Annotated in this window: 26 protein-coding genes and 5 pseudogenes; 16 read left to right on the top strand and 15 right to left on the bottom strand. The window is 35.6% G+C overall.

The genetic code is table 11. The features are described 5' to 3' along the window. Positions 1-483: 483 nt before the first annotated feature. A complete protein-coding gene (locus FTT84_RS12915) occupies positions 484-1566 on the top strand; it encodes a hypothetical protein (RefSeq protein WP_004969299.1) in 1083 nt (360 codons plus the stop codon). Between the two features lie 226 nt (positions 1567-1792). Here the strand turns inward: FTT84_RS12915 and FTT84_RS12910 are convergent, their stop codons facing one another. The 3 genes from FTT84_RS12910 to FTT84_RS12900 all read right to left on the bottom strand — a co-directional run bounded on the left by FTT84_RS12910 (position 1793) and on the right by FTT84_RS12900 (position 4229). After that, entirely contained in the window at positions 1793-3439 is a 1647-nt protein-coding gene (locus tag FTT84_RS12910; RefSeq protein ID WP_180081387.1) for an IS66 family transposase, read from the bottom strand. Between the two features lie 74 nt (positions 3440-3513). Continuing rightward, positions 3514-3849, bottom strand: coding sequence for an IS66 family insertion sequence element accessory protein TnpB (tnpB, locus tag FTT84_RS12905; protein ID WP_016659045.1), 336 nt, complete (start codon positions 3847-3849; stop codon positions 3514-3516). Next, a complete protein-coding gene (locus tag FTT84_RS12900; RefSeq protein WP_004691518.1) occupies positions 3846-4229 on the bottom strand; it encodes a transposase in 384 nt (127 codons plus the stop codon). Before FTT84_RS12900 ends, tnpB begins: the two co-directional genes overlap by 4 nt. Positions 4230-4563: 334 nt before the next feature. Between FTT84_RS12900 and FTT84_RS12895 the strand changes: the two genes are divergently transcribed. Both FTT84_RS12895 and FTT84_RS12890 read left to right on the top strand, forming a co-directional pair. Further along, on the top strand, positions 4564-4860 hold the full coding sequence (locus FTT84_RS12895) for a type II toxin-antitoxin system RelE/ParE family toxin (RefSeq protein WP_004647749.1): 297 nt from the start codon (positions 4564-4566) through the stop codon (positions 4858-4860). A 1-nt stretch (position 4861) separates the two neighbouring features. Then, complete coding sequence (locus FTT84_RS12890) at positions 4862-5152, top strand: addiction module antidote protein (RefSeq protein WP_004969304.1); 291 nt, start codon at positions 4862-4864, stop codon at positions 5150-5152. A 110-nt stretch (positions 5153-5262) separates the two neighbouring features. Here the strand turns inward: FTT84_RS12890 and FTT84_RS12885 are convergent, their stop codons facing one another. Then, positions 5263-6717, bottom strand: coding sequence for a SulP family inorganic anion transporter (locus FTT84_RS12885; protein WP_026438532.1), 1455 nt, complete (start codon positions 6715-6717; stop codon positions 5263-5265). 249 nt (positions 6718-6966) lie between these two features. Next, the gene (locus FTT84_RS12880) at positions 6967-7176 is read right to left on the bottom strand and encodes a hypothetical protein (RefSeq protein ID WP_004976362.1); all 210 of its coding nucleotides are present in this window, start codon (positions 7174-7176) and stop codon (positions 6967-6969) included. Positions 7177-7425: 249 nt separating this feature from the next. Here FTT84_RS12880 and FTT84_RS12875 point away from each other — a divergent pair, with 249 nt between their 5' ends. From FTT84_RS12875 to FTT84_RS12845, 7 genes and pseudogenes are all read left to right on the top strand, one after another. Then, entirely contained in the window at positions 7426-7728 is a 303-nt protein-coding gene (locus tag FTT84_RS12875) for a type II toxin-antitoxin system RelE/ParE family toxin (RefSeq protein WP_154320144.1), read from the top strand. Further along, positions 7729-8010: an addiction module antidote protein gene (locus tag FTT84_RS12870; protein WP_000985610.1), complete on the top strand. Its 282-nt coding sequence runs from the start codon at positions 7729-7731 to the stop codon at positions 8008-8010. A 146-nt stretch (positions 8011-8156) separates the two neighbouring features. After that, positions 8157-8366 (top strand): annotated as a pseudogene (locus FTT84_RS12865) (IS3 family transposase); the annotation flags it as partial. A 327-nt stretch (positions 8367-8693) separates the two neighbouring features. Beyond that, positions 8694-9605: a hypothetical protein gene (locus tag FTT84_RS12860; protein WP_180081386.1), complete on the top strand. Its 912-nt coding sequence runs from the start codon at positions 8694-8696 to the stop codon at positions 9603-9605. Between the two features lie 743 nt (positions 9606-10348). Beyond that, a complete protein-coding gene (locus FTT84_RS12855) occupies positions 10349-10759 on the top strand; it encodes a hypothetical protein (RefSeq protein ID WP_180042003.1) in 411 nt (136 codons plus the stop codon). A 130-nt stretch (positions 10760-10889) separates the two neighbouring features. Beyond that, on the top strand, positions 10890-11519 hold the full coding sequence (locus tag FTT84_RS12850; RefSeq protein ID WP_180042001.1) for a DUF6338 family protein: 630 nt from the start codon (positions 10890-10892) through the stop codon (positions 11517-11519). Then, positions 11503-11667, top strand: a complete 165-nt coding sequence (locus tag FTT84_RS12845) for a hypothetical protein (protein ID WP_180041999.1) — start codon at positions 11503-11505, stop codon at positions 11665-11667. The genes FTT84_RS12850 and FTT84_RS12845 overlap by 17 nt, the downstream gene beginning before the upstream one ends. Positions 11668-11863: 196 nt before the next feature. Here the strand turns inward: FTT84_RS12845 and FTT84_RS12840 are convergent, their stop codons facing one another. Continuing rightward, positions 11864-12166, bottom strand: coding sequence for a helix-turn-helix domain-containing protein (locus FTT84_RS12840; RefSeq protein ID WP_180041997.1), 303 nt, complete (start codon positions 12164-12166; stop codon positions 11864-11866). A 36-nt stretch (positions 12167-12202) separates the two neighbouring features. On the opposite strand from FTT84_RS12840, the pseudogene FTT84_RS12835 reads away from it, so the two are divergent. Continuing rightward, a pseudogene (locus FTT84_RS12835) lies at positions 12203-12511 on the top strand (helix-turn-helix domain-containing protein); the annotation flags it as partial. 3 nt (positions 12512-12514) lie between these two features. After that, complete coding sequence (locus FTT84_RS12830; protein WP_180038296.1) at positions 12515-13042, top strand: hypothetical protein; 528 nt, start codon at positions 12515-12517, stop codon at positions 13040-13042. Positions 13043-13081: 39 nt separating this feature from the next. Here FTT84_RS12830 and FTT84_RS12825 read toward each other — a convergent pair whose 3' ends face one another. From FTT84_RS12825 to FTT84_RS12815, 3 genes are all read right to left on the bottom strand, one after another. After that, positions 13082-13381, bottom strand: coding sequence for a hypothetical protein (locus FTT84_RS12825; RefSeq protein WP_180041980.1), 300 nt, complete (start codon positions 13379-13381; stop codon positions 13082-13084). A 651-nt stretch (positions 13382-14032) separates the two neighbouring features. Then, complete coding sequence (locus FTT84_RS12820; protein ID WP_180041995.1) at positions 14033-16882, bottom strand: relaxase/mobilization nuclease domain-containing protein; 2850 nt, start codon at positions 16880-16882, stop codon at positions 14033-14035. Then, entirely contained in the window at positions 16879-17511 is a 633-nt protein-coding gene (locus tag FTT84_RS12815; protein WP_180041993.1) for a hypothetical protein, read from the bottom strand. Before FTT84_RS12815 ends, FTT84_RS12820 begins: the two co-directional genes overlap by 4 nt. Here FTT84_RS12815 and FTT84_RS12810 point away from each other — a divergent pair. Further along, positions 17478-17849, top strand: coding sequence for a hypothetical protein (locus FTT84_RS12810; RefSeq protein ID WP_180041992.1), 372 nt, complete (start codon positions 17478-17480; stop codon positions 17847-17849). The two genes, FTT84_RS12815 and FTT84_RS12810, sit on opposite strands and share 34 nt — an antisense overlap. A gap of 433 nt (positions 17850-18282) precedes the next feature. On the opposite strand, the pseudogene FTT84_RS12805 reads toward FTT84_RS12810, so the two are convergent. From FTT84_RS12805 to repM, 3 genes and pseudogenes are all read right to left on the bottom strand, one after another. Continuing rightward, positions 18283-18594 (bottom strand): annotated as a pseudogene (locus tag FTT84_RS12805) (tetratricopeptide repeat protein); the annotation flags it as partial. A gap of 45 nt (positions 18595-18639) precedes the next feature. Then, a complete protein-coding gene (locus FTT84_RS18265; protein ID WP_180042005.1) occupies positions 18640-18798 on the bottom strand; it encodes an SEL1-like repeat protein in 159 nt (52 codons plus the stop codon). 512 nt (positions 18799-19310) lie between these two features. Continuing rightward, positions 19311-20225 carry a replication initiation protein RepM gene (gene repM, locus FTT84_RS12795; RefSeq protein WP_180041988.1) on the bottom strand — a complete coding sequence of 305 codons (915 nt, stop codon included), beginning with the start codon at positions 20223-20225 and terminating at the stop codon, positions 19311-19313. Between the two features lie 451 nt (positions 20226-20676). Here repM and FTT84_RS12790 point away from each other — a divergent pair, with 451 nt between their 5' ends. Both FTT84_RS12790 and FTT84_RS12785 read left to right on the top strand, forming a co-directional pair. Continuing rightward, positions 20677-21306 (top strand): AAA family ATPase, encoded by a 630-nt coding sequence (locus FTT84_RS12790; RefSeq protein ID WP_180041986.1) that lies wholly within the window; start codon positions 20677-20679, stop codon positions 21304-21306. Next, positions 21303-21539, top strand: a complete 237-nt coding sequence (locus FTT84_RS12785) for a hypothetical protein (protein ID WP_180038290.1) — start codon at positions 21303-21305, stop codon at positions 21537-21539. Before FTT84_RS12790 ends, FTT84_RS12785 begins: the two co-directional genes overlap by 4 nt. Positions 21540-21706: 167 nt before the next feature. Here the strand turns inward: FTT84_RS12785 and FTT84_RS12780 are convergent, their stop codons facing one another. After that, positions 21707-21949: a hypothetical protein gene (locus FTT84_RS12780; RefSeq protein ID WP_180041984.1), complete on the bottom strand. Its 243-nt coding sequence runs from the start codon at positions 21947-21949 to the stop codon at positions 21707-21709. A gap of 152 nt (positions 21950-22101) precedes the next feature. Between FTT84_RS12780 and FTT84_RS12775 the strand changes: the two genes are divergently transcribed. Next, the gene (locus FTT84_RS12775) at positions 22102-22326 is read left to right on the top strand and encodes an XRE family transcriptional regulator (RefSeq protein WP_180041982.1); all 225 of its coding nucleotides are present in this window, start codon (positions 22102-22104) and stop codon (positions 22324-22326) included. Positions 22327-22411: 85 nt separating this feature from the next. Here the strand turns inward: FTT84_RS12775 and FTT84_RS12770 are convergent. Together FTT84_RS12770 and FTT84_RS12765 are read right to left on the bottom strand one after the other, a co-directional pair. Then, positions 22412-23695 (bottom strand): annotated as a pseudogene (locus FTT84_RS12770) (type I restriction endonuclease subunit R); the annotation flags it as partial. Positions 23696-23740: 45 nt separating this feature from the next. Beyond that, positions 23741-23815 (bottom strand): annotated as a pseudogene (locus FTT84_RS12765) (IS6 family transposase); the annotation flags it as partial.

Here is a 23815-nt window from a genome sequence, read left to right as displayed (position 1 = left end):
GATTAGGCATTCTGTACCGTTAGAGTTTAGATAATTAAATACATATTGTACCGAAATTAAATATTAAGTCTATAAATACGGTTTTTGAGTTGCTTTTTAAGACTTTATTTTGTTCCGTTAGGCTATACTCTATAGTTACATAATTCGTGATTTAAAGAGACCTAGAAAAAGAGAAATGGTATTTATTTGAGCTAATCAAAGTTGAGAAACTTTAGAATTCTTGCGTTAGTCAAATTTTAAGCAGCCAAAAGCTATATTTTATGAGGTTTTAGCCAATTCAAAAATTAGATAAACTATACTTTCGCAAGAGGTCTTTTGATTAAATAATAAGCGTGGAACGTGAAAAATCATAAAAAAAGCCCACCTTGGGGAAGATGGGCTATCAACTAGAAACTACAGCATTGATTTCTATAGAGAATTATAACGCATTTCGTATAAGGTGTATTATGTTAATTTTAGATTTTTTAAAAAATTAGGGCATCCATGAATCCTTTAGAATTCTACTGTTTAATATTGAAAAATATGGATAAAAACCTGGCTAAGAAACTAGGTAAAATTGAGAAAAAATATACTAATGTTCCATTTAAAAATGATGAAATAGCTAAAGTTAAAATTAAATCCGAATTTGCTTCAGAAATGGGGTTTTTCGTACTTAATTCAGCAACTTCTTTAGCTGTAGATGAAGAAAACTATAATTTTGCATACTGCTTAAAAATCTTAGAACTATATCCAATTAAGAATAACGATTTTTTTTATTGGAATGAGCATATAAAGCTATTTTCAGAATTAGAAAAAAATAATTTTTTATATGAAGATGTCTGCAAACTACATGATTTTCTGGTAAATAACTTTAGCTTTAACGGTGATTTAAAGAATATTATTAGTCATGAGATGCTTAGAAATTCTGGCGTCAATATACTGCTAATTTTAATTCACTTAGATCATTTAATTTCTAAGAAGTGGGGATTCCAATCAATCTCACTAAACCAAGCATTAAAGTTTAAGTTTAAAAATAAACGACCATACTTCCCATCAAAAACTTTTACAGATTTTCTTTTATTTATCTTAAAGATAAATGCAAAGTTTGAAGCAACAAAAGGACATAAAGTCGAGATTCTGAAGACTATTCCTCCAACTAATGGTTTTGAGCAATGGTTAGATCCTTCTCTCGAAGATGAACAAATTAAAGAATTTATACAACTAATTAAAAAAGTTAGAGAAAACAGAAGACTATGCTACTTGAATGAAGTCTATGAGTTCCTAGGTCTACCTTATGGTGAGTTTAAAAATGATGAAATTTATGAACAAGTCTCAGAAGAGAATTATTTATTCCTGAAAAATGAACTTCCAGAAGATAAGTGGTTTGAAAGTATTAATGCCATAGCTGGCCTATGGTTAATATATTTTTGGCAAGACTTTTATTATAAACATTTTCAAAAAACAGCCAGCGTTTCTACGTTAGCTACATCAGAAGATTTTATCGTGATATGGGAAGCCTTCCTGAAGAAATATCCTTCAGAAGGCCAATATCTTTGGCCTTCTGAATTGATATTACAAGATAAATAAATTTTTATTTACGAGGTGGATTATTGTCTCGGCCACCACCTGATGGATTTCCAGTAGTACTAGGCCAACCTGCTGTGCTCATAGTTTTCATCCTTATTTAGATTTCGTAGGTTTATGATTAGGATTCAATTGTCGGCTACGGTTGTCCTGATTCTGCGCATGTTGAATATTATTAGGATTTTTTACTGTAGCACGGTAAGCGTCCGCTGAACCCCATGCCTATTTTTTAATTCGATTTAGGTTTCCAGCGGTGTGGTAGCAATTCTTCAATCTGAGTCACTTTATGTGTCGGCAACCTTTTCAGCACATCACTTAAATAGGCATAGGGATCCAGCCCATTCAGTTTTGCTGACTGGATTAATGTCATAATATTGGCTGCTCGCTGACCGCTGCGCAGCGAACCTGCAAACAGCCAGTTCTTACGTCCCAACGCCCAGGGGCGCATCTGGTTTTCCACCCAGTTATTGCAAATCGGTAGATTGCCATCATCCAGATAGCGGCTTAAAGCTGGCCAACGCTTCAGAGTGTAATTGATCGCCTTGGCGGTTGGAGAACTCGATGGCACAGTCAGTTGATGTTGGTTGAGCCATTCATACAGTTGTTGCATCACCGGTTGACTATGCTGTTGTCGGTATTCGCGGCGCTGTTCTGCTGTACCATCGGTCTTTTTCCTGAGTTCTGCTTCTATGGCATACAGTTTCTGAATCAGCACTAATGCCTGTTCAGCGACCTGACTTTTTTTGGTCACATGCAGTTCATGGAATTTACGACGCGCATGCGCCATGCAGCCCACCTCAATGACCTGACCTGATTTAAAGCGTGCTTTATAACCGCTGTAATCATCACAGACCAGATGGCCCTGCCAGTCTTTCAGGAACGCTTCAGCATGCTGACCTGAACGACTATCCTGAAAGTCATAGATCACGGCTTGAACTGGATTGTACTGTGTAGTGGCATAGGCCCAGACATAACCTTTCTTCGGTTTTTTATCATTCTCACCCATCCGCATGATGGTGACCGGCGTTTCATCGGCATGGATCACCCGCTGTTGCAGCACCACCTGTTTTAAGGCATTGGCCAGAGGTTCCAGTTCCACACCGCAGCGACCAATCCAGTCAGATAACGTGGATCTGGACAGATCAATGCCAGCCCGCTGATAGATCAGGCGCTGACGGTACAGCGGCAAATGATCGGCATACTTCGATACCAGCACATGGCTGAGCAGTTCAGGACTGGCAATACCTTTATCAATCACATAGGCGGGCATCGCTTGCTGAGTCAGGGTGTCGCACTGATCACAGACCCATTTGCCACGTACATGCTGTTCCTTATAGAACTGTGCCGGTCTGAAATGCAGTTTTTCACTGATATCTTCGCCGATACGACGTAACTGGCAGCCACAACTGCATTGGGTTGATGCAGGTTCATGCTCAATACGGATGGTGTGTAGATGATCGGGTAGCAGTCGACGTTTAGGTTTGTTGACTGTGGCTTTCTGTGTTGCTGCATCAGTTTTATCTGCATTTAGCCGCTCCAGTTCCAGATCGACTGCTGCGATATCTTCTTCGACCGCCTCATCCCACAGATGGATTTGTTTTGCGGTGAGATGTTCGTTTTTACTGCCAAATTTGTGCTGTTTAAATAGTGCGAGTTCATGCTCGTATTTTTGATTGAGAATAGAAAGATGTTGAACTTTAGAATCTAATTGCTGATTGGTGACTTCAAGATGTTGAACTCTGGCATCTAATTGCTGGTTTGATTTTTCTAATTCTTGATTTGATTGTGCCAGAGACTGATGCTGCATCGCCAACTGCCTGGTGAATTCCAGCAGTTGTTCATGGGTCAGTTGGCTTAAGTCAGGCAGCGTATTCATGACCGCAGTATGCCTGAGGTCATGAGAAGAATGAAATAGAACGTTTGGAGAATAGCAGAATGGAACAGCCTGGTTTAAAGCATCGTCACCACCTGCTGTCGTCCAATGCGCTGCCAGGGCAAACCTTGGATCAGTGCCTGTAACTGTTCCGGGCTGAGGGCCACGGTTTCACCTTGGTGAACTTGAGCCCAGTGAAATTTGCCCTGTTCCAAACGCCGGGCACACAGCCAGATGCCCAGTCCATCATGTACCAACACTTTCATACGATGACCACGTTTATTACAGAACAGGTAGGCGCAATGCGGTTTGATGTAGCCAAAGGCTCTCACCACCTGAGCCATGACAGTATCCATTCCTGCTCGCATGTCCATCGGCTGGGTAGAGAGCCAGATTTCATCAATGCGGATCATGTTGCAAGTGCCTTGAGTAATTCTGCTAAAGCAGATATTTCTGATACTTGCCATTTCAAGCCAATTTCTGCTTTTGAGTGGGGTAAAGTAATTTGAACCGTTAACATGTCAGTAGGAGTAGGATCTAATGGTGCAGAGCAAGATAAGGCAATAAATGCAGGTTTATTCGGTAGTGGTGAGCGATCATTCCCTGGCTTAGCATCAATTAAGCGAATCCATTTGGATACAAGATTTGTATTCAATCCATGTTGCAAAGCGACCGAAGCAATTGAAACGTCCGGTGCTTTACAAGCCTGAACGATCTGCTGTTTAAATTCAGCACTGTATGTTCTTCGTTTTTTCGCAAGAGATGCGATGGATGTCTGGTGATTTGTAGTCATAAATTTAAGTCCCCACTTGTTTCTAAGTGGGGACTAAATTAAGGCTTATAGGATGAATTCATAAGGTGTGTTCAGCGGACGCTTACGTAGCACGTTGATCATTCGCTGTTTGTGTCATTGCTTTCTCCTTAAAATGTTTGAACATCTGACAAGGAAAGTATGGCTTCAAAAAAATATGCATCTTGCCTGAAAAACAGTAAAAAAGTTTAAATTTTAACCAAAAAAATTATGTATTTAACATAATGGTGTTATACGAAATTAATGGATGTTCGTATAAATTACTTGCATATTGTATTCGATCGAATACAATATAGTGAGAAGATAAGGAATCCTCATGATTGAAATTAAACGTCTTCCAGAATTTGATGAATGGTTGGATGGCATTAAAGACAATATGACCCGTATCCGCCTGAATCGTCGATTAGATAAGGTTCAACGTGGAAACTGGGGAGACATTAAACCTCTCCAAGATGGCGTTTGGGAAATGAGAGAATTCTTCGGTTCTGGATGGAGGATGTATTACATCCAACATGGTGACGTTGTGATTGTAATGCTTGGTGGTGGAGATAAATCAACTCAACAACAAGACATCGATCGGGCAGTCAAACTATCGAAAACATTGGAGGATTAAAATGGTTAAAGTCGCTGATTTACCAAGTTTTGATATGGCTGAGTCGCTCAAAACTGAAGAAGACATTGTGATGTATCTCAATATGGTTCTTGAAGAAAATGATCCAGCTGAATTAGCCCATGCACTTGGTGTTATTGCTAAAGCTCGTGGCATGACTCAAATCGCTAAAGAAGCAGGGATTGGGCGTGAAGCACTCTACAAAGCCCTACGTCAGGATTCAGCACCACGTTTTGATACGATTAATCGTGTAGTAAATGCTTTAGGCTTAAAACTCACAGTACAACACGCTTAAAACTTTAAAAATATAGTAAAAATGGGAGCTAAAGGCTCCCATTTTTAGATTCGTATAAGGTGTATTATGTTAATTTTAGAAATTCTATATAAATATAGAATTTTTAAAACTTAAATTCTGGCATGTGTCCCATACTTATCAATCATGATCGAACTGGCTTCATTTAGACCACGTACTGTGACATTCGCACCATTCTTTTGAAATTTATTTACAACAGAATCAAGCATGGCGACTGATGTTACATCCCAAATGTGAGAATGGGTCAAATCAATAATCACCTCCTTTACATCCTCTTTAAAGTCAAAACCTTGCATGAATTTTTCAGAAGAACTAAAGAAGATCTGACCTCTCAACTCATATAAACGGGCCATTCCTTCAAAAGATGCTGTCACCTGGATATCATTTTCAAGTTTATTCGCCAGGAACAAGGCTGAAAGTAATACGCCTGTTAACACACCCAAAGCCAGGTTATGCGTAGCAACAACTACAATCACCGTCGCAATCATGACGATATTACTACTCTTAGGATTATCTTTTAACTGAGTGACAGAACTCCATTCAAAGGTACTGATAGAGACCATTATCATTACCGCTACCAATGCAGCCATTGGAATCACTTTGAGCCAGTCGCTGATAAATACAACCAGAATAAGAAGAAAAATGCCCGCAGAGAATGTTGATAAGCGTGTAAGGCCACCTGATTTTACGTTAATCATAGATTGACCAATCATTGCACAACCGGCCATGCCACCCATAAAGCCAGAAGCAATATTCGCAATCCCTTGTCCCTTACATTCCTGATATTTATCACTTGGCGTATCAGTCATTTCATCCACGATAGTTGCTGTCATCATCGATTCAAGTAAACCTACAGCCGCCAGTGCGACTGAATAAGGCAAAATAATCATCAATGTTTCAATATTCAAAGGAATATCTGGAATCAAGAACATTGGAAGTGTGTCAGGTAAAGACCCCATATCGCCCACGGTCCGTACATCAATTCCTAAAGCGATTGCCAATAATGTGATTGCAATGATGCAGACTAGTGGAGAAGGGAGTAATTTTCCTAATTTGGGAACCAGAGGGAATAGATAAATAATTGCTAAACCTAAAGCAACAAAAGCATATACATGCCAGGTCACATTAATCAGTTCAGGCAATTGAGCCATGAAAATTAAGATCGCTAACGCATTTACGAATCCAATAACCACAGATTTAGATACAAACCGCATTAACTTGGCGAGCTTTAAATAGCCTGCCAATATTTGAATCACGCCTGTCAAAATTGTTGCTGCCAGCAGATATTCAAGCCCATGCTCTTTGACCAATGTGACCATAAGCAGCGCCATTGCACCAGTGGCTGCTGAAATCATGGCAGGACGACCACCTACGAAAGAAATCACGACGGCAATACAGAAGGATGCGTATAGACCAACTTTAGGATCTACACCTGCAATAATTGAAAATGCGATGGCTTCAGGGATGAGTGCAAGACCGACGACTAATCCGGCAAGTACATCCCCACGGATGTTAGAGAACCACTGTTCTCGGACATTAGATAACATAAACATAGCCTGTTTTTTAATTTTTCAGATAGGCTAGTGATGTGATATATACAACACACAAACGACTACACCACATCACTAGACAGTGATGAGTTATTTACAGATTTAAGACGATAAATAAACTTAAGGTGGCGTAAGTGTCATAAGATGAAAGAACGTTTTAGAGTAAAAAAATCAGGACAAGGGTAACAGCTAGGTACTTTTTTATAAAGCCTGGATGTTATATCCAAGCTTTGTTTAATCGGTATTTTATGAAGCTTTTGGCTCCCCAAGTAATTGACCTATTTCCAAACGTGTATAGCCACGTTCTTTAAAAATCAAAACAATAGCCTGTTTATAATCTTCAGAAGTAGAAGTCTTATACTTAGTTATCAGTTGATTTTCAGAATTCAGCTCAAGATCATTTTTGATGGTCAATACTTCGCTAGAGATCTTGTTAAAGATATTTAGGTTAAACATACAGGCACTCGTCATCCGTATTATAGCGGCCCGACTATAACGAATACCTGTCTTAGCTACGCTAGACACCCTTGGCCGCAAGGATTACAAATTAAGAAAAATTCCGCAAGTTTTTGTCTATTGAAAGAATAAATAATCTCCCAACTGCTATCTATTTAACATAATGGTGGTTATACGAAATTCTGTTGTAGCCCCATACATTCAAGTTTATTTCTTGCATAAATGTATCCTATAGGATACATTACTCTTATGTACTCAATATATACCACTGAAGTCTTTGATGACTGGTTTACTAAGTTAAAAGACCTGCAGGCAAAAAGACGTATACAAGTCCGAATTGATCGGGTTGAAGATGGAAACTTTGGAGATACTGAACCAGTAGGTGAAGGTGTTTCTGAATTACGTTTCTTCTTTGGACCTGGCTACAGGATCTATTACTGTAAGCAAGGGCAAAGGGTCGTTATTCTTTTAGCAGGCGGAGACAAGTCTACGCAAAGTAAAGATATAAAACTTGCCCTACAATTAGCACAAGATTTAGAGGAGGAGCTGTAAATGGCTATCAAACTTCGCAAATGGGACAGTGCTGAACATCTTAAAACAGAAGAAGATATGCAAGCTTACCTACAAGCCTGTATCGATGAATCTAATGGTGATGCGGCATTCATTGCAAAAGCTTTAGGTAATATTGCTAAAGCTAAAGGAATGGCTCAATTATCAAGAGACACTGGTTTAGGTCGAGAAAGTCTTTATAAAGCACTTTCTGGCGATGTAAATCCAAGCTTTGATACTGTTATTAAAGTCGTAAAAGCACTGAATTTACGCTTAGCAATTTAAAAAAAACTAGTAAAAAAGGGAGCTTTAAGCTCCATTTTTCATTTCAACTTCGTATAACGTGTATTATGTTAATTTTATAAATTCTTAAAATCTTAATGAACTATACCAGGTTTGTCGGAGACCAACTTTCCTGAGAGAATGTTCCGATGAAAAAAACCAAATATACCCCTGAAATCAGAGATAGAGCGGTTCAATTATTGATTGAATCCGAAAAGGATTATCCGTCTACTTGGGCTGCAATAACAGCAATTGCTCCTAAGATTGGCTGTACGCCTGAAACACTACGTTCCTGGCATCAGAAGCATTTAAATCAACAGAATCTAATCAAAGTACAGCCGCTTTCAGACCAAGAACGTGATTCACTATAGTGATAGAGGCGTACAGTATCTTTCCATTCGCCATACCAATCGTATTCTTTAAATAACGAACGTGTACATTGTGCACTAGGTTATGTTTCACCTTTTGATTTTGGGGCAATGTACTATGATCATATTAAGCTGTTAGGTTAGGTCACCTAACTTAAATAAAAAGCCTTCGATAAATCTGGTACTGTTCTATGGGTGAGTATTGATCCCTTTTTATATTCCACAGCGTTTAAAATTATTAACTTTCAATAATAGTATTGATAAATTAAACATATTATTATTCAATAACCTAACATATAAATTAAAGAAAATCACCCAATGCTTAAATATTTTTACCTTGCCGCTTTAATGCTTTTAAGCAATGCAGCTATAGCTGATGTACCAATGATTTTAATTACTGATGGCACTAAAAAAGATGCAGAGGAAGTTATTGGGATTGCAGCAAGTTCTATATCAGAATCAACTGATCCAGAGGCAGCTAGAAAAGCCGTATTTGAACAAGAGGGAGGTCAAGAAAAAGCAGAAGCATTTTATAAGCATGTTAGCGATACGGTTAGAAGACAAAAACCCGCAACCGATCTAGAATTAAAATATAAACCATATTTTGATCATATTGATGAGCAGTTTAAACTAGCTCACAGACATAAATTTCATTCTAATAGGATTAGAAATGAAGAACTAAGAAAACAATATTTGCAGCAACTAAGAGAGGAAAGAACAAAATACGCAAAGAGGCAACATGAAGAATATAAGGCTCAAATTAATGCTTCATTCAAAGAAACAGACCGTATCCTACACGATAAATCGTTTGTAGAATTTATGCGTCCTACAGTTCCAAATATTGATGAAATACATCGTAGTTTTGTTATTTATACTTGTTCTGAATTTGTTGGTCGATTAGAAATTAAACCAAATGTGGGTGTTTACATTAATGAAATGGAAAGATCAGCTTATGAAGTATTTGGATTTAATGAAATTGAGAAATATCTTTTAGCATCATCAAATAAAGACCGTGCCTTTCAATATAGTTCTTTAGTTATTCAAGATGAAATTATACCATCAATGCCAACTTACCTATTTTGGGATAAGTTATGGAACCATAGAAATTTAGTTAGAGCCTATGTACGCTTTCAGGATGATGAATCAGTAAAGAGGTATGTTGACGCTAATTGCCGGCCTTATGCAAAATTTGTTCGACAAGAAACAACGTATAAACCCCGCCCTAGGTAATATTTAGTAAATCCAACCATCAGTTCTTTTTCATGGTCTATCATTTTTTTTTCAATAGTAGACCATCACCCTAAATAGCTTAATTAAGCTTTAGCTTGGCAGATAAGCGTTCAAATTGGCTTTTGAATGCCTAATGAGTGTAACTTGCATATAAAATGAATAAGAGAGATTCATATAAAAGGCACTAAACATATTTTATTTTCCCTCAAATTACATTCCATTTAACATAATGGAGGTTATACGAAATGCTTTTTAAAAATCCTATGTTTTTCATATAGTTAAAAATTTTTGACCGACCTCAAAAACCGCAAAAAACCGACTTTGAAACAAGTCGGTTTCTTTTTGAGCAATTTTGATACTTATTGCCAATATTTTTGATTAATTTTTAATCAAAATGTCGTTTTTCTCTGAATTATCAATACAGCGAATCGTTAAATTATCCCCAATTTCTGCGGACAACTCTTGGGATAAAAATCAACCAATTTTGTACGCCTGAGCGCACATTAATTTAGGGATTTTGCTGATGTTCATCCAAGCTGGTCTTTAATATTATGAAGTCATAAGAGAACAGGACGTTCCGCAGAATAAAAATAAATAATCGCACAAGGATCGGCGGCACGACAGGAGTTATGCCAAGCGAACCAATACGAAAAAGCCCGACAGGATGTCGGGCTTTTTTATGCTCTATATACCAGTAAGACATTTGAAGTAAACTGCGATTAATTACTTATAAAGTATTCATAATGAAATTTTTTTTTAAAGAAAAGATTGTCGATTTTTTTTCATTAATGGCCGTTTTAATTCTGATTATTTCATGGCTTCTTCCTGTATTCGATGGCATGAAAGGTTATGAACTTTTTGTATATTCGTTTTTTTTACAATTTTTAATCGCCCCCATTATTTTAGTTTTTCCAATTTGGGCAAATTTATCACTCGTTTTTACATATTTTTTATTAAATGAAAATGATCCCAAGTCATTTCGTTGGAGCTGTATAACTTTAGCAATGATGAGCTATGGTCTTGTCACTATTTTAGTGATAGATGGCAAAAACAGCCAACCAGTTCTAATAGGTGCTTATGTTTGGGTGTTCTCAGGAGTTTTACTCTGCATCTGTGCCTACATTAAAGTGAAAAAAATATCAAAAAATCATTAATCTTTGATAATTTTCAAATGGACTTCGCATAAGAGATTTTATGTTAAATGAAAATCCTATGTATCAGGGACAACTTTAATTGTATGCTTTGAGTCTTCTAATAATATTAAACATATTCGGTTGATTTGAATTGAGTATTCCAAACCTAGATAGTATCTGGATATTTATCTTTTTCATCATGCCAGGCTTTATTAGTCTGAAAGTCTATAATTTATTGTGCCCAGGAAAATTACCAGATTTTTCAACTCAGATGTTTAGCTCAATTATGTATAGCTGTTTATCGTACGCTATACATTTACCTATTTATCTAATATCGGCAACCCTTCAAGATTTTTCAATTATTACGTGGAAACATGTTTTATTTATAACAAGTTTAATATTAATTTTTCCAGCTGTCATACCAGTCGCTTGGCTATTCATAAGAAAAATAGAGTGGGTAAATAATTTTTTACCTCATCCCACAAATTCCCCATGGGATTACGTATTTAGCCAAAGAAACTTTTATTGGCTTATAGTGACATTAAAAGATGGAACAATATTAGGTGGAAAATATGGAGCAGGATCCTTTTCTTCTAGTTACCCTGAAGAACCTCAAATTTTTATTTCAGAACAATGGCTTGTAGATGAAGAAGGATTTATTCGAAAAGTTAATGATTCTTCCGGAATAATGATATTATCTAAAGATATTAAAACTATAGAATTTTTTACATTACAAGAGCTTAAGCAAGAAACAGGTGAACCAAATGACGCAAGAGAATAATACTGGAAAGAAAGTTATTGTTAATGATGGATATACCCCATCAAAGCTAACAACAGTTTCACAGAAACCTGATAAGTTACCTAAAAATGGTTATACGACACGTTCAGGACCAGAAACAACCTACGCACCACCACCAAGGAAGAAATAAAGTTTTATGAATCAGAAAACTAATATCGAAAAAGGTTATACGCCACAGGTTCAGCCATCTAAATCAGATGATAATGGGAAGTTTGGTTATACTCCACCCAAAAATAACGATACTGTTAATAATATTAAACCACCGCCTAGAACTAAATGAGTAGTAATTGAATCAATTTAAAAGAGTAGCTTAAGCTACTCTTTTATTAGACGTTGAATCCAATATGTTTTCCTGTTGGAAGTTCTACATCAATACGAAGTTTTCCACCCATTGCTTCAACATACTTTTTCATCGTTGAAATTTTTAAATCATGACCACGGTTTTCAATAGCTGAAAGAGATGGTTGCTTGATTCCAAGGGTTTCAGCTAATTCTTTTTGAGAAATCTCTAATTCTTCACGAATCAAGTAAAGCTGATTTTCTAATAGCAATTCTTCAGCCATTTGTTGAATACGTGCTTGGCTCTCTGGAGAGCGATTAGCCAATAATTCTTGTAAGGTTTTAGCCATTAGATTGATCTCCTAGGGTCGATAGATGAAGTTCATATTGCTGATCTGCCAACTACACACATGCTTGTTAGCCCAAACGATGCCATTACAAGCTCTATCCTGAACCTTGTAAACAACATGCTTATAGATTTGTTGGCTACTATGGCTCGCTTAGACAATGACAAGCGTAGGGAACGTATTAAACAAGGTTTAGAAAGATCAGGATATAAGCCAACAGGTAAGAAAGCTGATACTGCTAAATATATTAGAATCAAAGAGTTAGCCAATAAAGGACTAACAAAAGAGGAAATAGCAAAAGCTGTTAATTGTGGCGTAGCTACTGTTTATAGAGTTTTAAAAGGGTAATAGATGGACGTTTGTAGTTGGGATTGGGGAGCAATAGCAGGCTTCACAGGTGCAGTAGCAACCATTGCTTCACCAATTATAGTTGCTGTTTACTTGTATAACCAATGGCATGATCAAAAAGGAAAAGAAGTTATAGCCAATGAAGCTAAAACTCTTTTTTATGAGGTTTGTGAATTTCATAAGCATATAGATTACCTTATAAATTATGAGGTAACAGACAAAGGACTAATAAATGCCTTTAATAAAATAGAAAACTTAATCATTGATATAAATAATAAAATATTGTTTTTAGAGGAGAATGTTGATAATAAAAATCTCGAATCTTATCGGAGATCAGTAAATAAACTGAACTCATATATTTCAAGATTAGTAGAAAATAGTACGAGTACGAGTCCAAGCGAACTTAAAAATGATATTTTGAATGGCTTAAATAATAATTTAGATAAACCTGATTCATATTATAAAAACTATAAGTTTAGCTTTGATTTTGTTAAAAAAACACTAATAGATATTAGTTTATATAAGTTCTAAAAGTGCATGAGCACACTGTACCTTAGTGAAACATTAATATTACTTAAAGAAAGCTTTAATTCCTCTTTCAAAGCGATTGATTAGAGATGGAGAGGAATTATTGTTTTCTATTTTATTGATAGTTTCAGGCTGTACATTTTCTTGTAAGTCTGTAGTTGTACGGTTTTGTTCATTTGTACTGTCAGGCCGAAATATGAAAGACGACTCAACACACTCGCTTTCTATAACTATAGCAATTTCATCTGCATGTGCATTATATTCATCTATATTTTCAAGCAATTCTGCTTCACTAAAAGGATACTTTTTCAGTGAATTACTAGTATTATCAATAGTTTCCATAATTTTATAGTCCCAGATGATGAAAGTAATCTTGGTAAAATTTTACATCACCTTAATCGAATAAAATTTAGTTCTTTTTGACTATGATTAGCATTTTTTTTGGCAATTATCTATTTTTTTGTAAAAAAATTTTTCTAAGATATAACTTCTTCGTTATTAGATCTGATTTACTTATTAAATTGTCTAAATCACATCTAAAATTAATCAAATTTTCTTTATTTCCTATTGAATAGCTACTAATTAAACCATTGATCACCTTATAGTATTTATCACTTTTATATTTATATGTAAAAAATCGAATTGAACTAACACGATTGCAATACTCGTCCAAGCTTTCAAAATAATTTTTTTTAACAGATATAGAAATAATATCCGATGAACTGTATGTAATTTCATCTAAAATATCATTAAGAAAGTAACTATATATTGTTGATTCAGACATTATGCACCCTTAAATAAAAATTACATGAAAAAAAAGCTCTAGATTCATGTCTTTTAATTAAGAGTGACGTCTCTTCCTTGCGACTAAACAACAAACATAATCATCTAATTGAGAGTCAGTTGTTACCGTAGGTAGATATATTTATAACGTAATATTCACGTAATACATAAACTTTATACACCAAAATTCATTCATTTTTTTTAATCAAACTATAAGCAAAACTCTGGAGAATCATTTATTTTCTCTGAGGGACCACGATCCTCAATACAATCTAAATCTTTATTTTTATTAATATTAAATTCATTATTATTTTTGTTTTTTGGTATCTGATTTGCAAATATTGGCTCTAAAGACTCATTCACTATTTCAACGTTTTTATTGGCAAATTCTTCCTCCTTAACATGATTTTTTTCTTTCGCTGGCGCAATATCAAATGTGATTTCTATTTTTGTTAATTGTGCAATCTCTTGAACTTGCCTTTTAAAATCATCTGTTCCTGATACTAGAACTGACCCGAATTTATCTAGAGCAAGTAAGAGTGCATCCTCAATATGCTTTTTTTGTTCACTCACGACTATAATTTCTGGTGAATTATCTCTTTCAAAAAAAGCAACTTTTCGCTGATCTATATAAAACTTTTGCCCAAATTTGTATTCAATTGCATATTTATTATGAGAAAAATATTTCTGTTTCTTGTTTTGATCTTCTGTGATTTTCGGATCTTGAGAATCTAGTGTATTTGACAACTTATTTTCTTTTTTCTTCTTTAAATTACTATTTTGACGATACTCAAAATACTGTTGAATCTGTAAATAATCTAGTTCAGATAAGCTTTCAGAACGCTGATAGTTTTTATTTGTTTCATTTTTTGGGATTAATCTCAGATCAGATCCAGGAGAAGAATAAATGGGTCTCATCTTCGGAGGCTGTTGGCCTACAGATGCATCTAGTACTGATTCTAGGTTTAAATATAGTTTCCAACAGTATTCGATCTCTTTTGAATTAAAATATTGTTTATTTAGCTCAGTCGACTGAGTTTGTATTAAGTTATTCACTCTTTGTATCAGTATCTTCTGACTTTTTTCGTTGAAGCCTGAAATAATATTGCTATCTACACAATTTTTTAACGTGAGTTGCAGTTTCATCAAATCTATATCACAACAATTTAAAAGCATACTTGTTTTCACAAGTGCGGTACTTTGATTCTGACTCTCTGATATAAATTTTTTAAAAATTAAGTTAAAACATGCTTCCAATCCAGATTGCGACAATTTCTTAAGACTCGGCAATACTCTTTTTTCATTTATATCAACAAGTTTCTCGTCATTTTCAAATGATTGTACAGCGACTGCATATAACTTTTTAAATTCTGGTAGACCAGTTGGAGTGGCTTTCGCATTTGAGTCGAGATGTTGTATGCATTGATAAAGGCGTGGAACAGAATAATTACTGAATACCAAAATTCCATACTGATTTTGAATCGCGATGGGCTCGTTGGGCTGATGATGGTCATAAATGATCTTCGCGGTTTTAATTTTTGGATTATCTTGTCGAATAAAGTTTCGAGATTGTCGTTGATCCAATAAAAACTGTTGCTGTATCGATAGATGATGCAGAGGCGATATATATTTTAAAAAATCGGCATAAGAGGTAATTTTTGAAGAACTAAATTTTGGAAGCAATGAGAATTTAGCTTGTGTATCTTGCAAGACTTTTTGACTTAATTTTTCATGAGATTGGCTAAAATTCTCTCTCTGTAATTTTCTAAGTTGAGTTTGTTCTGCCTGATTTTGATAATGCAGAAGTGTAAAAATGCTCTGCGTAGATTGATTTGGATACGTTTTTTTAAATGATTTTAACCAATGATTTTTATTATTTTGATAAATTTCATTTTCAAAATGAATCTCTTTGTAGGTAGATTTACGTAATGCAGTAATCGAATCTTTTTTATTTTTAAGCTTAAGATATTGTTCATGTAAATCTTGAACTAAAAAATCTTGTCGCTCAAAAAGATGGTAAGGATGTTGATCATTGAACTTATACTGTGTAGATGTAGCTGATTTTTTTCTGAAAATTGCATTGGAAACAGGCATCATATTCTGTTCAAAGTCCCCCCATTTTTTTTCTAAATTTTTTACGGTCGTGGCTTTATTACAAAATAAAGATGCTTTAAACGTTTGCTCATGATATTGCCCAAACTTAACATTGAAAATAGCACCATTGCGCTTTTTTTCGTAATAAATTCCCTGTGAAGCAAGTTTTTCATGCCATGTTCGCCAACAATCTGAACTATTTAATACATGCTGAATAACACTATTAACTTGCTGTATGTTTTGTTGGCCATGGATGATTCCTGCCGTGATGTCACTTTTTTTTTGATGCCGATGTTCTTGATCTCGAATTCTACTACTTACTTTTTCAGCATTCGGTTGAGCGATGTAATTTGGATTTTCATTGCATTTTTTCGATTCGAGATCATAGATATACATCGAATTTGGTTCAGGCTCCCAGCCTTGTTTTGCTTCAATTTCAGCGACAGCACGCTGTAATGATTTATAGAGCCAGCCCTCTCCTAGATCGATTACTTTATTTTCACCATTCTTATTTTTTAAAAATGGATGCACTTTATTGATGATCAAATGAAAATGCACATTATCTGTATCCAAATGCACCGCGTACTGCATTTGCAGATCCTTTGCCTTCAGATGTTTTGAGATAATGTCGATTTGTTCTTCTAATTGTTCGATAGTTGGGACCTCAAATTTTTTAAAGCTGCCGGTAAGATGAACAATTGGGTCAATCACTTTGCTGTTCAAACTTGCAGTTTGTGACATTTCCAGCTTTTGCTGTTGCGGATCATCATCTAAAAAATTTCTAGCGTTTGAATAAACACATTTCTCGATCGAACTCAAATCAACACTTGGATGAAGTTGATGAATGTAATCTGATAAAAGATCAGTGCGTGAGGGTTTGGGATCATGAATATAATCAGACAGACCATTCACACGTTGTTCTACTGAAGATGTTCCAGTCGTATTTTCTATAACTTTAATAATCATCGTTTTTCAAACTCATCATTTAGTTTACGAACGAGCATTTTTACTTCTTGCACCACCTGTTTAATCTGTTCGACCTCATACTTAACTTGTTCTAAATCATCCAATTCTTTAAATATTTTTATGAGCATAAATCCGAGCAAGCGAACATTATGAATGTCATTTGGTGCTATAAATCCGATGGTCGAAGTACTCAACAGTTTATGTCGTAAGTAGTCAAACTGCGTCAAAGATGTCTGCTTACAGGCATCTTGAATTTGCTTAAATTCATCTTCAGTCAGATGAATCAACATCTGTTTTTTAAAAGCATCTTTTCTATTCATTTTTTCTATTGTAAGCAAATTGAGACCGAGCATCGCGAGCTCGAGATTTGTATTTGGACAAAAGATATCTTTTGTCCCATCCTGTACCTTTTTAGCAGTCATGATATTGGCTAAATATGATAAAAATAATGCGATTTTTTTAGTTTTTTTCTTATCGCAAAAAGTACCTTTTTTGAGAGATTTTAAAATCCAAAAAGAGTTGCTTTTTGCCATACTCATAAAAATGAATGTTGCAAATAATGAGGTTGTATATTTATTTTTGTAGGAAAAATCTAATGCAAAATCAGAATCTTTTAGAGCTTGAGACACAGGATTCAAATCATAAATCTCCTGGTTTTTCGCCCACGCCATCTCCTGAAATCGCAAAAACATCTGTTGTTCGCTCTTCAAAATATGTTGAGAAGAATGAAAAAATATATAGTGAAAATGACTCTAAGAAATTTGAGAGTATTTTGCTGCTTCATATAGAAAAAATGAAGGAAAAGACGAAAACTCGGAATCAACTGCTGACTCAACATAAGCAAACTTTACTTCATCTTTTCAAATTGGGTGCAACAATAGATGATGTTCTGACCTTTCTCCAAGAAAATAATTTCAGCGGTATTACTGCTGACAATTTAAAAGAATTTTTAAAGAAGAGTAAATAAATCGGTTACACCTTTATCTTGAGCGATGGCTATATCGATGATCTTGAGCATGACCGCTTAGGTAAAGAGTTCCGTCACGACTGAACCGTATGAAACAGCAACCAAAGCATTCCTAGAAGAATTGAATCGTGGGCTATTGAATATCTATACCAACTATTACGATCACATGCTTTCAACCGAAGTGATTACGCAATACTTATTGGCTAACTGCCGGTTTGAGGAAAACGGTAACATCCACTGGAACTAATTTATAAAAAAGCCCCCAATTTGAGGGCTTTTTTATGTAATGGGGCATAAAGCCTCGTGATTCAATATTCGAGCGTCATTTACTATTGGTGTACTCTTGAGTGATACGCTGACCATTGGAATTATAAGAACTTAATTGCTTGTGTGCTGCTATATTCCCATTCTTAGCTGTATGTAAAAAATGCTCTTAGACTTTTGAATAATCTTGAGGCATACCTAAACACCGCTCATAGAGAACTCCTAAATTATAATGAGCGACCGCTTGCGCCTCAGTCGAATTAGTTTCGGATTTTTCCATCTTGACTGCTTTGCTTAAAAGTTCAAAGGCTTTATTATAATTTTTCTCGACTACCGTGCCTGACATATACATATAGGCTAGATTTACAAGCGCACCGGCTCCCTCTTCACCTCGACCCTGCTCAACAGATTTATTAAATAATTCATAAGCCTTTGCATAATCTTGTTTTACACCCCAACCATTTTTATAGCTCAAACCAAGATTATATGAACTGCTAGATTTACCACCATTAGAAGCTTTTAGATACTAGTAATTCGCTTTGACGTAATCTTTATCACAACCATGACCATTTGCATAAATCCCACCTAGAGCATTTTGGGCATCCGTATAACCTTGATTTGTAGCTTTAGATAACCATTCAAATGATTTGAGATAGTCTTGATGTAAAAGTCTACCATACCGTATCGCACCCCAATTTCGTACTGAGCTTCCGCATTCCCTTGAGCAGCTAAGCGCATAGTATTTTCTATCTTAGAATTAGCATGAGCCGAACTAAATATTAATGTTAAAGCAATTATAACAATTGATTTATTAATCAAATCCAAAGAGCGTAAATCACGAACAATATTATCTCAAACAACCAAAATATTAATCGGAAAACACCCACCAAAAATTGTACCAGGTAGTGGATTTTTGCGGTAATGACAAAAGCATCCACTTGGGTGATATACACCAGTGTATCTGCAATAAAAAAATAAGGCAGTTTCAACTGTAAAATTGAAATATTAGGCGTCCGCCATTCATTTGCTTAAGCATTATGACTATCCACATGATATGGCATTACTGGCTACAGAAACTGTACTTGAGTAAGCAGAGCACTTGGCAAAAGGACTTGCAGCCTCTGTCTAATTTCTACCACTAAATAACAACTAAAATAAAATTATATTGATTTTAAATTAGATGTATTTTAGTTGTATTTATACCTCTAAACCAAGTTCCTTAAATACCTCATTGTACTTTTGAATGAACTTCTCATCTTGTAGTTCAAGCAGAAGTCTTTTCTCAAGATCAGCATAACTCTCACCTACTGCAGCTTTCTGACTAGCAAATGGATCATAGTGAGCTAGCTTATTGGCAAAGAATTGAATTTGCTTATCTGAGAGCTTCTTAGGCTTCGTATGGGTAACTTCCTTAGGTTGGTGCTTAGCAGTGAATGTAAATGAGAAACCACTGATCGTACGCCCTACTTTGTGTTGTTCATAAGAAGCTGTGATATCTGTGAGCTCATTGATTTGGTTTAATGCTATATCGAGTACTCGAACCTTAAAGTTTGCCATCTTCGCATAATCACCCTTAGCTAACCCAAGCTTGAAGCGAAAGTCATCAATATCAAATATAGGTGTCTTTCCCACACTACGCCATTGAATCAGTAACTCATAAAGGCGAATCGCATACTTACTTGTAAGAGAGCTAATTTGCTTAAGTTCATAAGCAGTGAATGACTTCTCAAGCTGCGTAATTAATGGAATGACATCAGGCGCAAAAGTGAGTTCTACGATACCTGCAGAATCAACATAGGCTATTTTGGATACCCAACGTGATTTGACGATCTTTTCCTGCTGGGTTCCCTCATGGATTCCCTTATAACTGAATTTGCGCTCAAAGAGATTGCTAGCAGCGTTTTTAAGCCCCTCATAGGCTGCGTGCTTATCAACATTGAATTGCTTCATGTAATGATGAGCATGGACCTCTAGAAGACTATTCGCATCCACATTCTTGCTTAACTCTCTTGCTTGAACAATTGCCAATAAAATCAGTCTCTGTTCTGTTGTATCCAGATTATAGCTAGCATTGATTAATGCGTTATCCTTCACGACTAGATCATTTTTCACTATTGGGATCTTTTCCTTTAATTATAGCATTAGGATACATCAATTACACATGTAGACACAAGGTGGGAAAACGTAGACTTAAAGGTGGGAAAACGTAGACTTAAAGGTGGGAAAACGTAGACTTAAAGGTGGGAAAACGTAGACTTAAAGGTGGGAAAACGTAGACTTATTACCTCTGAAATGCTTGCTATATAAGGCTTGCAGAGGTCTTAAAAATAAAATTATTAAAAGTATTTAAAAATAAAAACGGTTATTGTTTAAAAATTAAGAGTATTTTTTGTTTTACGAGTATCCATTTACAGTTATGAAGATAAATGAAAGAACGATTTCCATATAGGTGGGAAAACGTAGACTTATACTAAATAAGAATTTATTAATTTTTTACCTATTCTTTACATCAATCTAAAATATAACTATATTAGATTCAAATTAGTTACAAATTACAAGTAAAATGATCATCTTAATTGGAAGCCAAAAAGGTGGATGTGGGAAATCCACAATAGCCATCAATATAGCAACTTATCTTGCTAAACATAACAAAGACATTGTTTTAGTTGATGCAGATCCTCAACAGAGTTCAGCTAACTGGGTTAAGGACAGAGATGAAACAAATCTCCCTAAGGTACATTGTGTGCAACGATATGGAGACATCAAGAACACACTGAAAGACTTAAATAGCCGTTATGACTATGTTGTTGTAGATGTAGCAGGACATGACAGTAAAGAGCTTAGAACAGCAATGTTGGCAGCTCATTATCTTGTAGTGCCATTTAGACCTTCACAATTTGACCTGGATACCTTACCTCATCTTTCTGAAGTCATAGATCAGGCACAGTCATTTAATGAAGAACTCAAACCATTTGGGTTACTCACCTTAGCTCCTACGAATCCATCTGTATCAGAAGTACAACAAGCAAATGAGTATTTAGCAGATTTTCCTGCGTTCACGGCCTTATCTGCAGTAATCCATGACAGAAAGGTTTATCGCGATGTAGCAGCAGAAGGGAAAGGTGTAGTTGAATCCAATAACCCAAAAGCAGTTGACGAATTTGAGGCGTTCATGAAGGAGTTATTAGCATGATCAAGAAGAGAGAAATCAGTAAACCAAACTCTCCTGACATGGATTCTTTCATCAATGGTGCAGATGAGCAAAAGGTGACAAAGCTAGATCCTAAAGCCCCTAGGAAATTCAAGACACACACAATTCCTATGAATGAACATGAGTATCAATTGTTGGTTGAATTGGCCGAAAAGTATGGCCAAACGCATAATGGAATTATCCGCTTTGCTTTGAAGAAACTTAGTGAAGAATAGAAACTAATTTGAAACTAAATTAATTCTATTTTGGTTTTAATTTGTATTCGTTTTAGATGTAAAAAAGCCCTTCATCATTAAGGGCTTTTTATATGTAATTTTTTCTCTCGTATGACCTATATTCTGATTTAAAGTGCTACAAAACAGAAAAGACTATCCTTAAATTACTAGTCGAAGTTAAAGAAATTGTCTGGGAAGCAAGAAAGGAATGCCTTTTGAATATCGCTGTATTCACCTTCAGGATGTTCCTCTAGATACCGTCGAGTCCAAATCAGTGTTGCTTCATAATCGTTAAAACACTGATCGAGTTGTAAAAAAATCCAAAGTTCATTTGCTTTTTGAATGAAAAAGTCATTGATGATCATCAGTGCAATTTTCTTTTCAGTATTTGCATTAGGGTATGAATACATAATGATTTCTCCTATATAGATGGTAAATAGATTAGTTGATAAGCTATTTATAACACATAATTTTATGTGTTTGCCACATAATTTTATGTGTTTTTATGTAAATATAACCCTATGCTATAATTTCAAAACACCATTTCTATAAATTTACTCCAATGCCATATACTGAATTTCAACGTCTTATCGGTAAAGCAGGGCTTTCTATTAAAGAATTTGCTGAATTATTGGACATGAAACCTAATTCAATTACGAACTATAGTAAACAAGGTGTCGTGCCTACACATATTGCTGTAATTGTTGCGCTGATTTCTACGATGAAAGATGAGGGATTGGATTTCTATCCAATTTTTGAAAAAATTAAATCGTATTCAGAAGATTAAAACTCTCGTTTTTTAATTATTTTTAAGCGATGAATAATGATGTAAAAAATGCCTGAACTTCAGGCATTTTTTGATTCTGGGATGTTTATAAACCTAGATAGAACTTTTCAATAAAGTTTCGAGTTTTGATAACTAAGGTATTCATCAGGGTCTTCCGTTCTGAGATCTTAGGACGATTAATCGGTAAGTCTTTGACATCTTCACGGCTAGGTAGACGTTTAGTGTATTCATATTGGCTGAGCACCGTTTTAAATATCTCAGGCTTGATGGCTTCTTTTTGACATAGTTCATCCAGAGCCTTCTCTTTTTCTACATCCCAAAACTGAGCAAAGGCCTCTTCAACACTTTGACCATTGGCCATCCGTGGAATGTTTTCATCTAGAAACTTTTGAATCAGCTCTTGTTTGTCGTACAAGTTGTGATTGGTCGAGATGATATCTTGTACCTGGGAACGATACTGCTGCTTCTTTTCAGGATCTTTATGATTAACCACCGATTGCAGTAAATTCAGGATATAACCGACATTTACGGTATCGCGGTGGATCAGTTCAAGTTGGAAATTGACGTCATTGAGGACCGATACTTTGTCTTTAGGTTGGACCACACGGACGTTGTTGTACAGATATTTGTACTGTGAGGTATGTTTCTGAAATTCTGCTTTGTTTAAATCGGTACTATCTTGGTCATACTCTACAAAGTTTTCCAATTGTGCATTGATCCGCATTACCTCACGGAAGGCTTTGACGTATTCCAATTGTTGTTCTTCAGTTTCTAGCGTATTGGGTACTTGGTCCGGATCTGGGGCAATACTGAGTAAGTGGGCAACCGCAGCATTGTACTTTTCTTTAATGCTATCGAAACTTGGGATTAGGACAATTTTTTGTGCTTCATCCTTGTTTGAAAATAAGGTGAGGGCTTGGTCTGTAGCTTGCTTTAAGTTACGAAAGCACAGGATATTACCGAATGGTTTGTCTGCATTCAGAATACGGTTGGTACGTGAAAAGGCTTGGATTAGACCGTGATATTTAAGGTTCTTATCGACATACAGGGTGTTGAGTGGTTTTGAGTCAAAACCAGTTAGGAACATATTCACCACAAGCAGGATATCAATTTCTTTTTTGCGTACTCGATTGGCAATGTCACGATAGTAAGCATAGAACTCATCGCCTGAGTTGTAGTTCTGACCAAATTTGGCATTGTATTCAGCAATGTATTGATCAAGCTTGTCTCGATTGGACTGACTGATTTTGGTCGGGATATCTGCAGACTCTTCTTCAATTAAACCACTGTGATCTTCGACCTTGAGTTCTTCATTGGCTGCAAAGGAAAAAATTGTGGCAATGGTCAATGGGGTATAAATTCGGCACTGTTGCAAATAGAGATTTGAGTCGATGATGTTCCCTTTAAAAAGTACTTAGAGACCGAAAACCCTGTTGATTAGACACACTTCACCCTGAGGCTGACCATAATAAAATGACGATGCTTGTCC

The sequence above is a fragment of the Acinetobacter sp. YH01019 genome, from assembly GCF_013420285.1.
Taxonomy (GTDB): domain Bacteria; phylum Pseudomonadota; class Gammaproteobacteria; order Pseudomonadales; family Moraxellaceae; genus Acinetobacter; species Acinetobacter gandensis.
The sequence above is the reverse complement of the archived record's forward strand: the minus strand, read 5'-3'. Positions and strand labels throughout refer to the sequence as shown.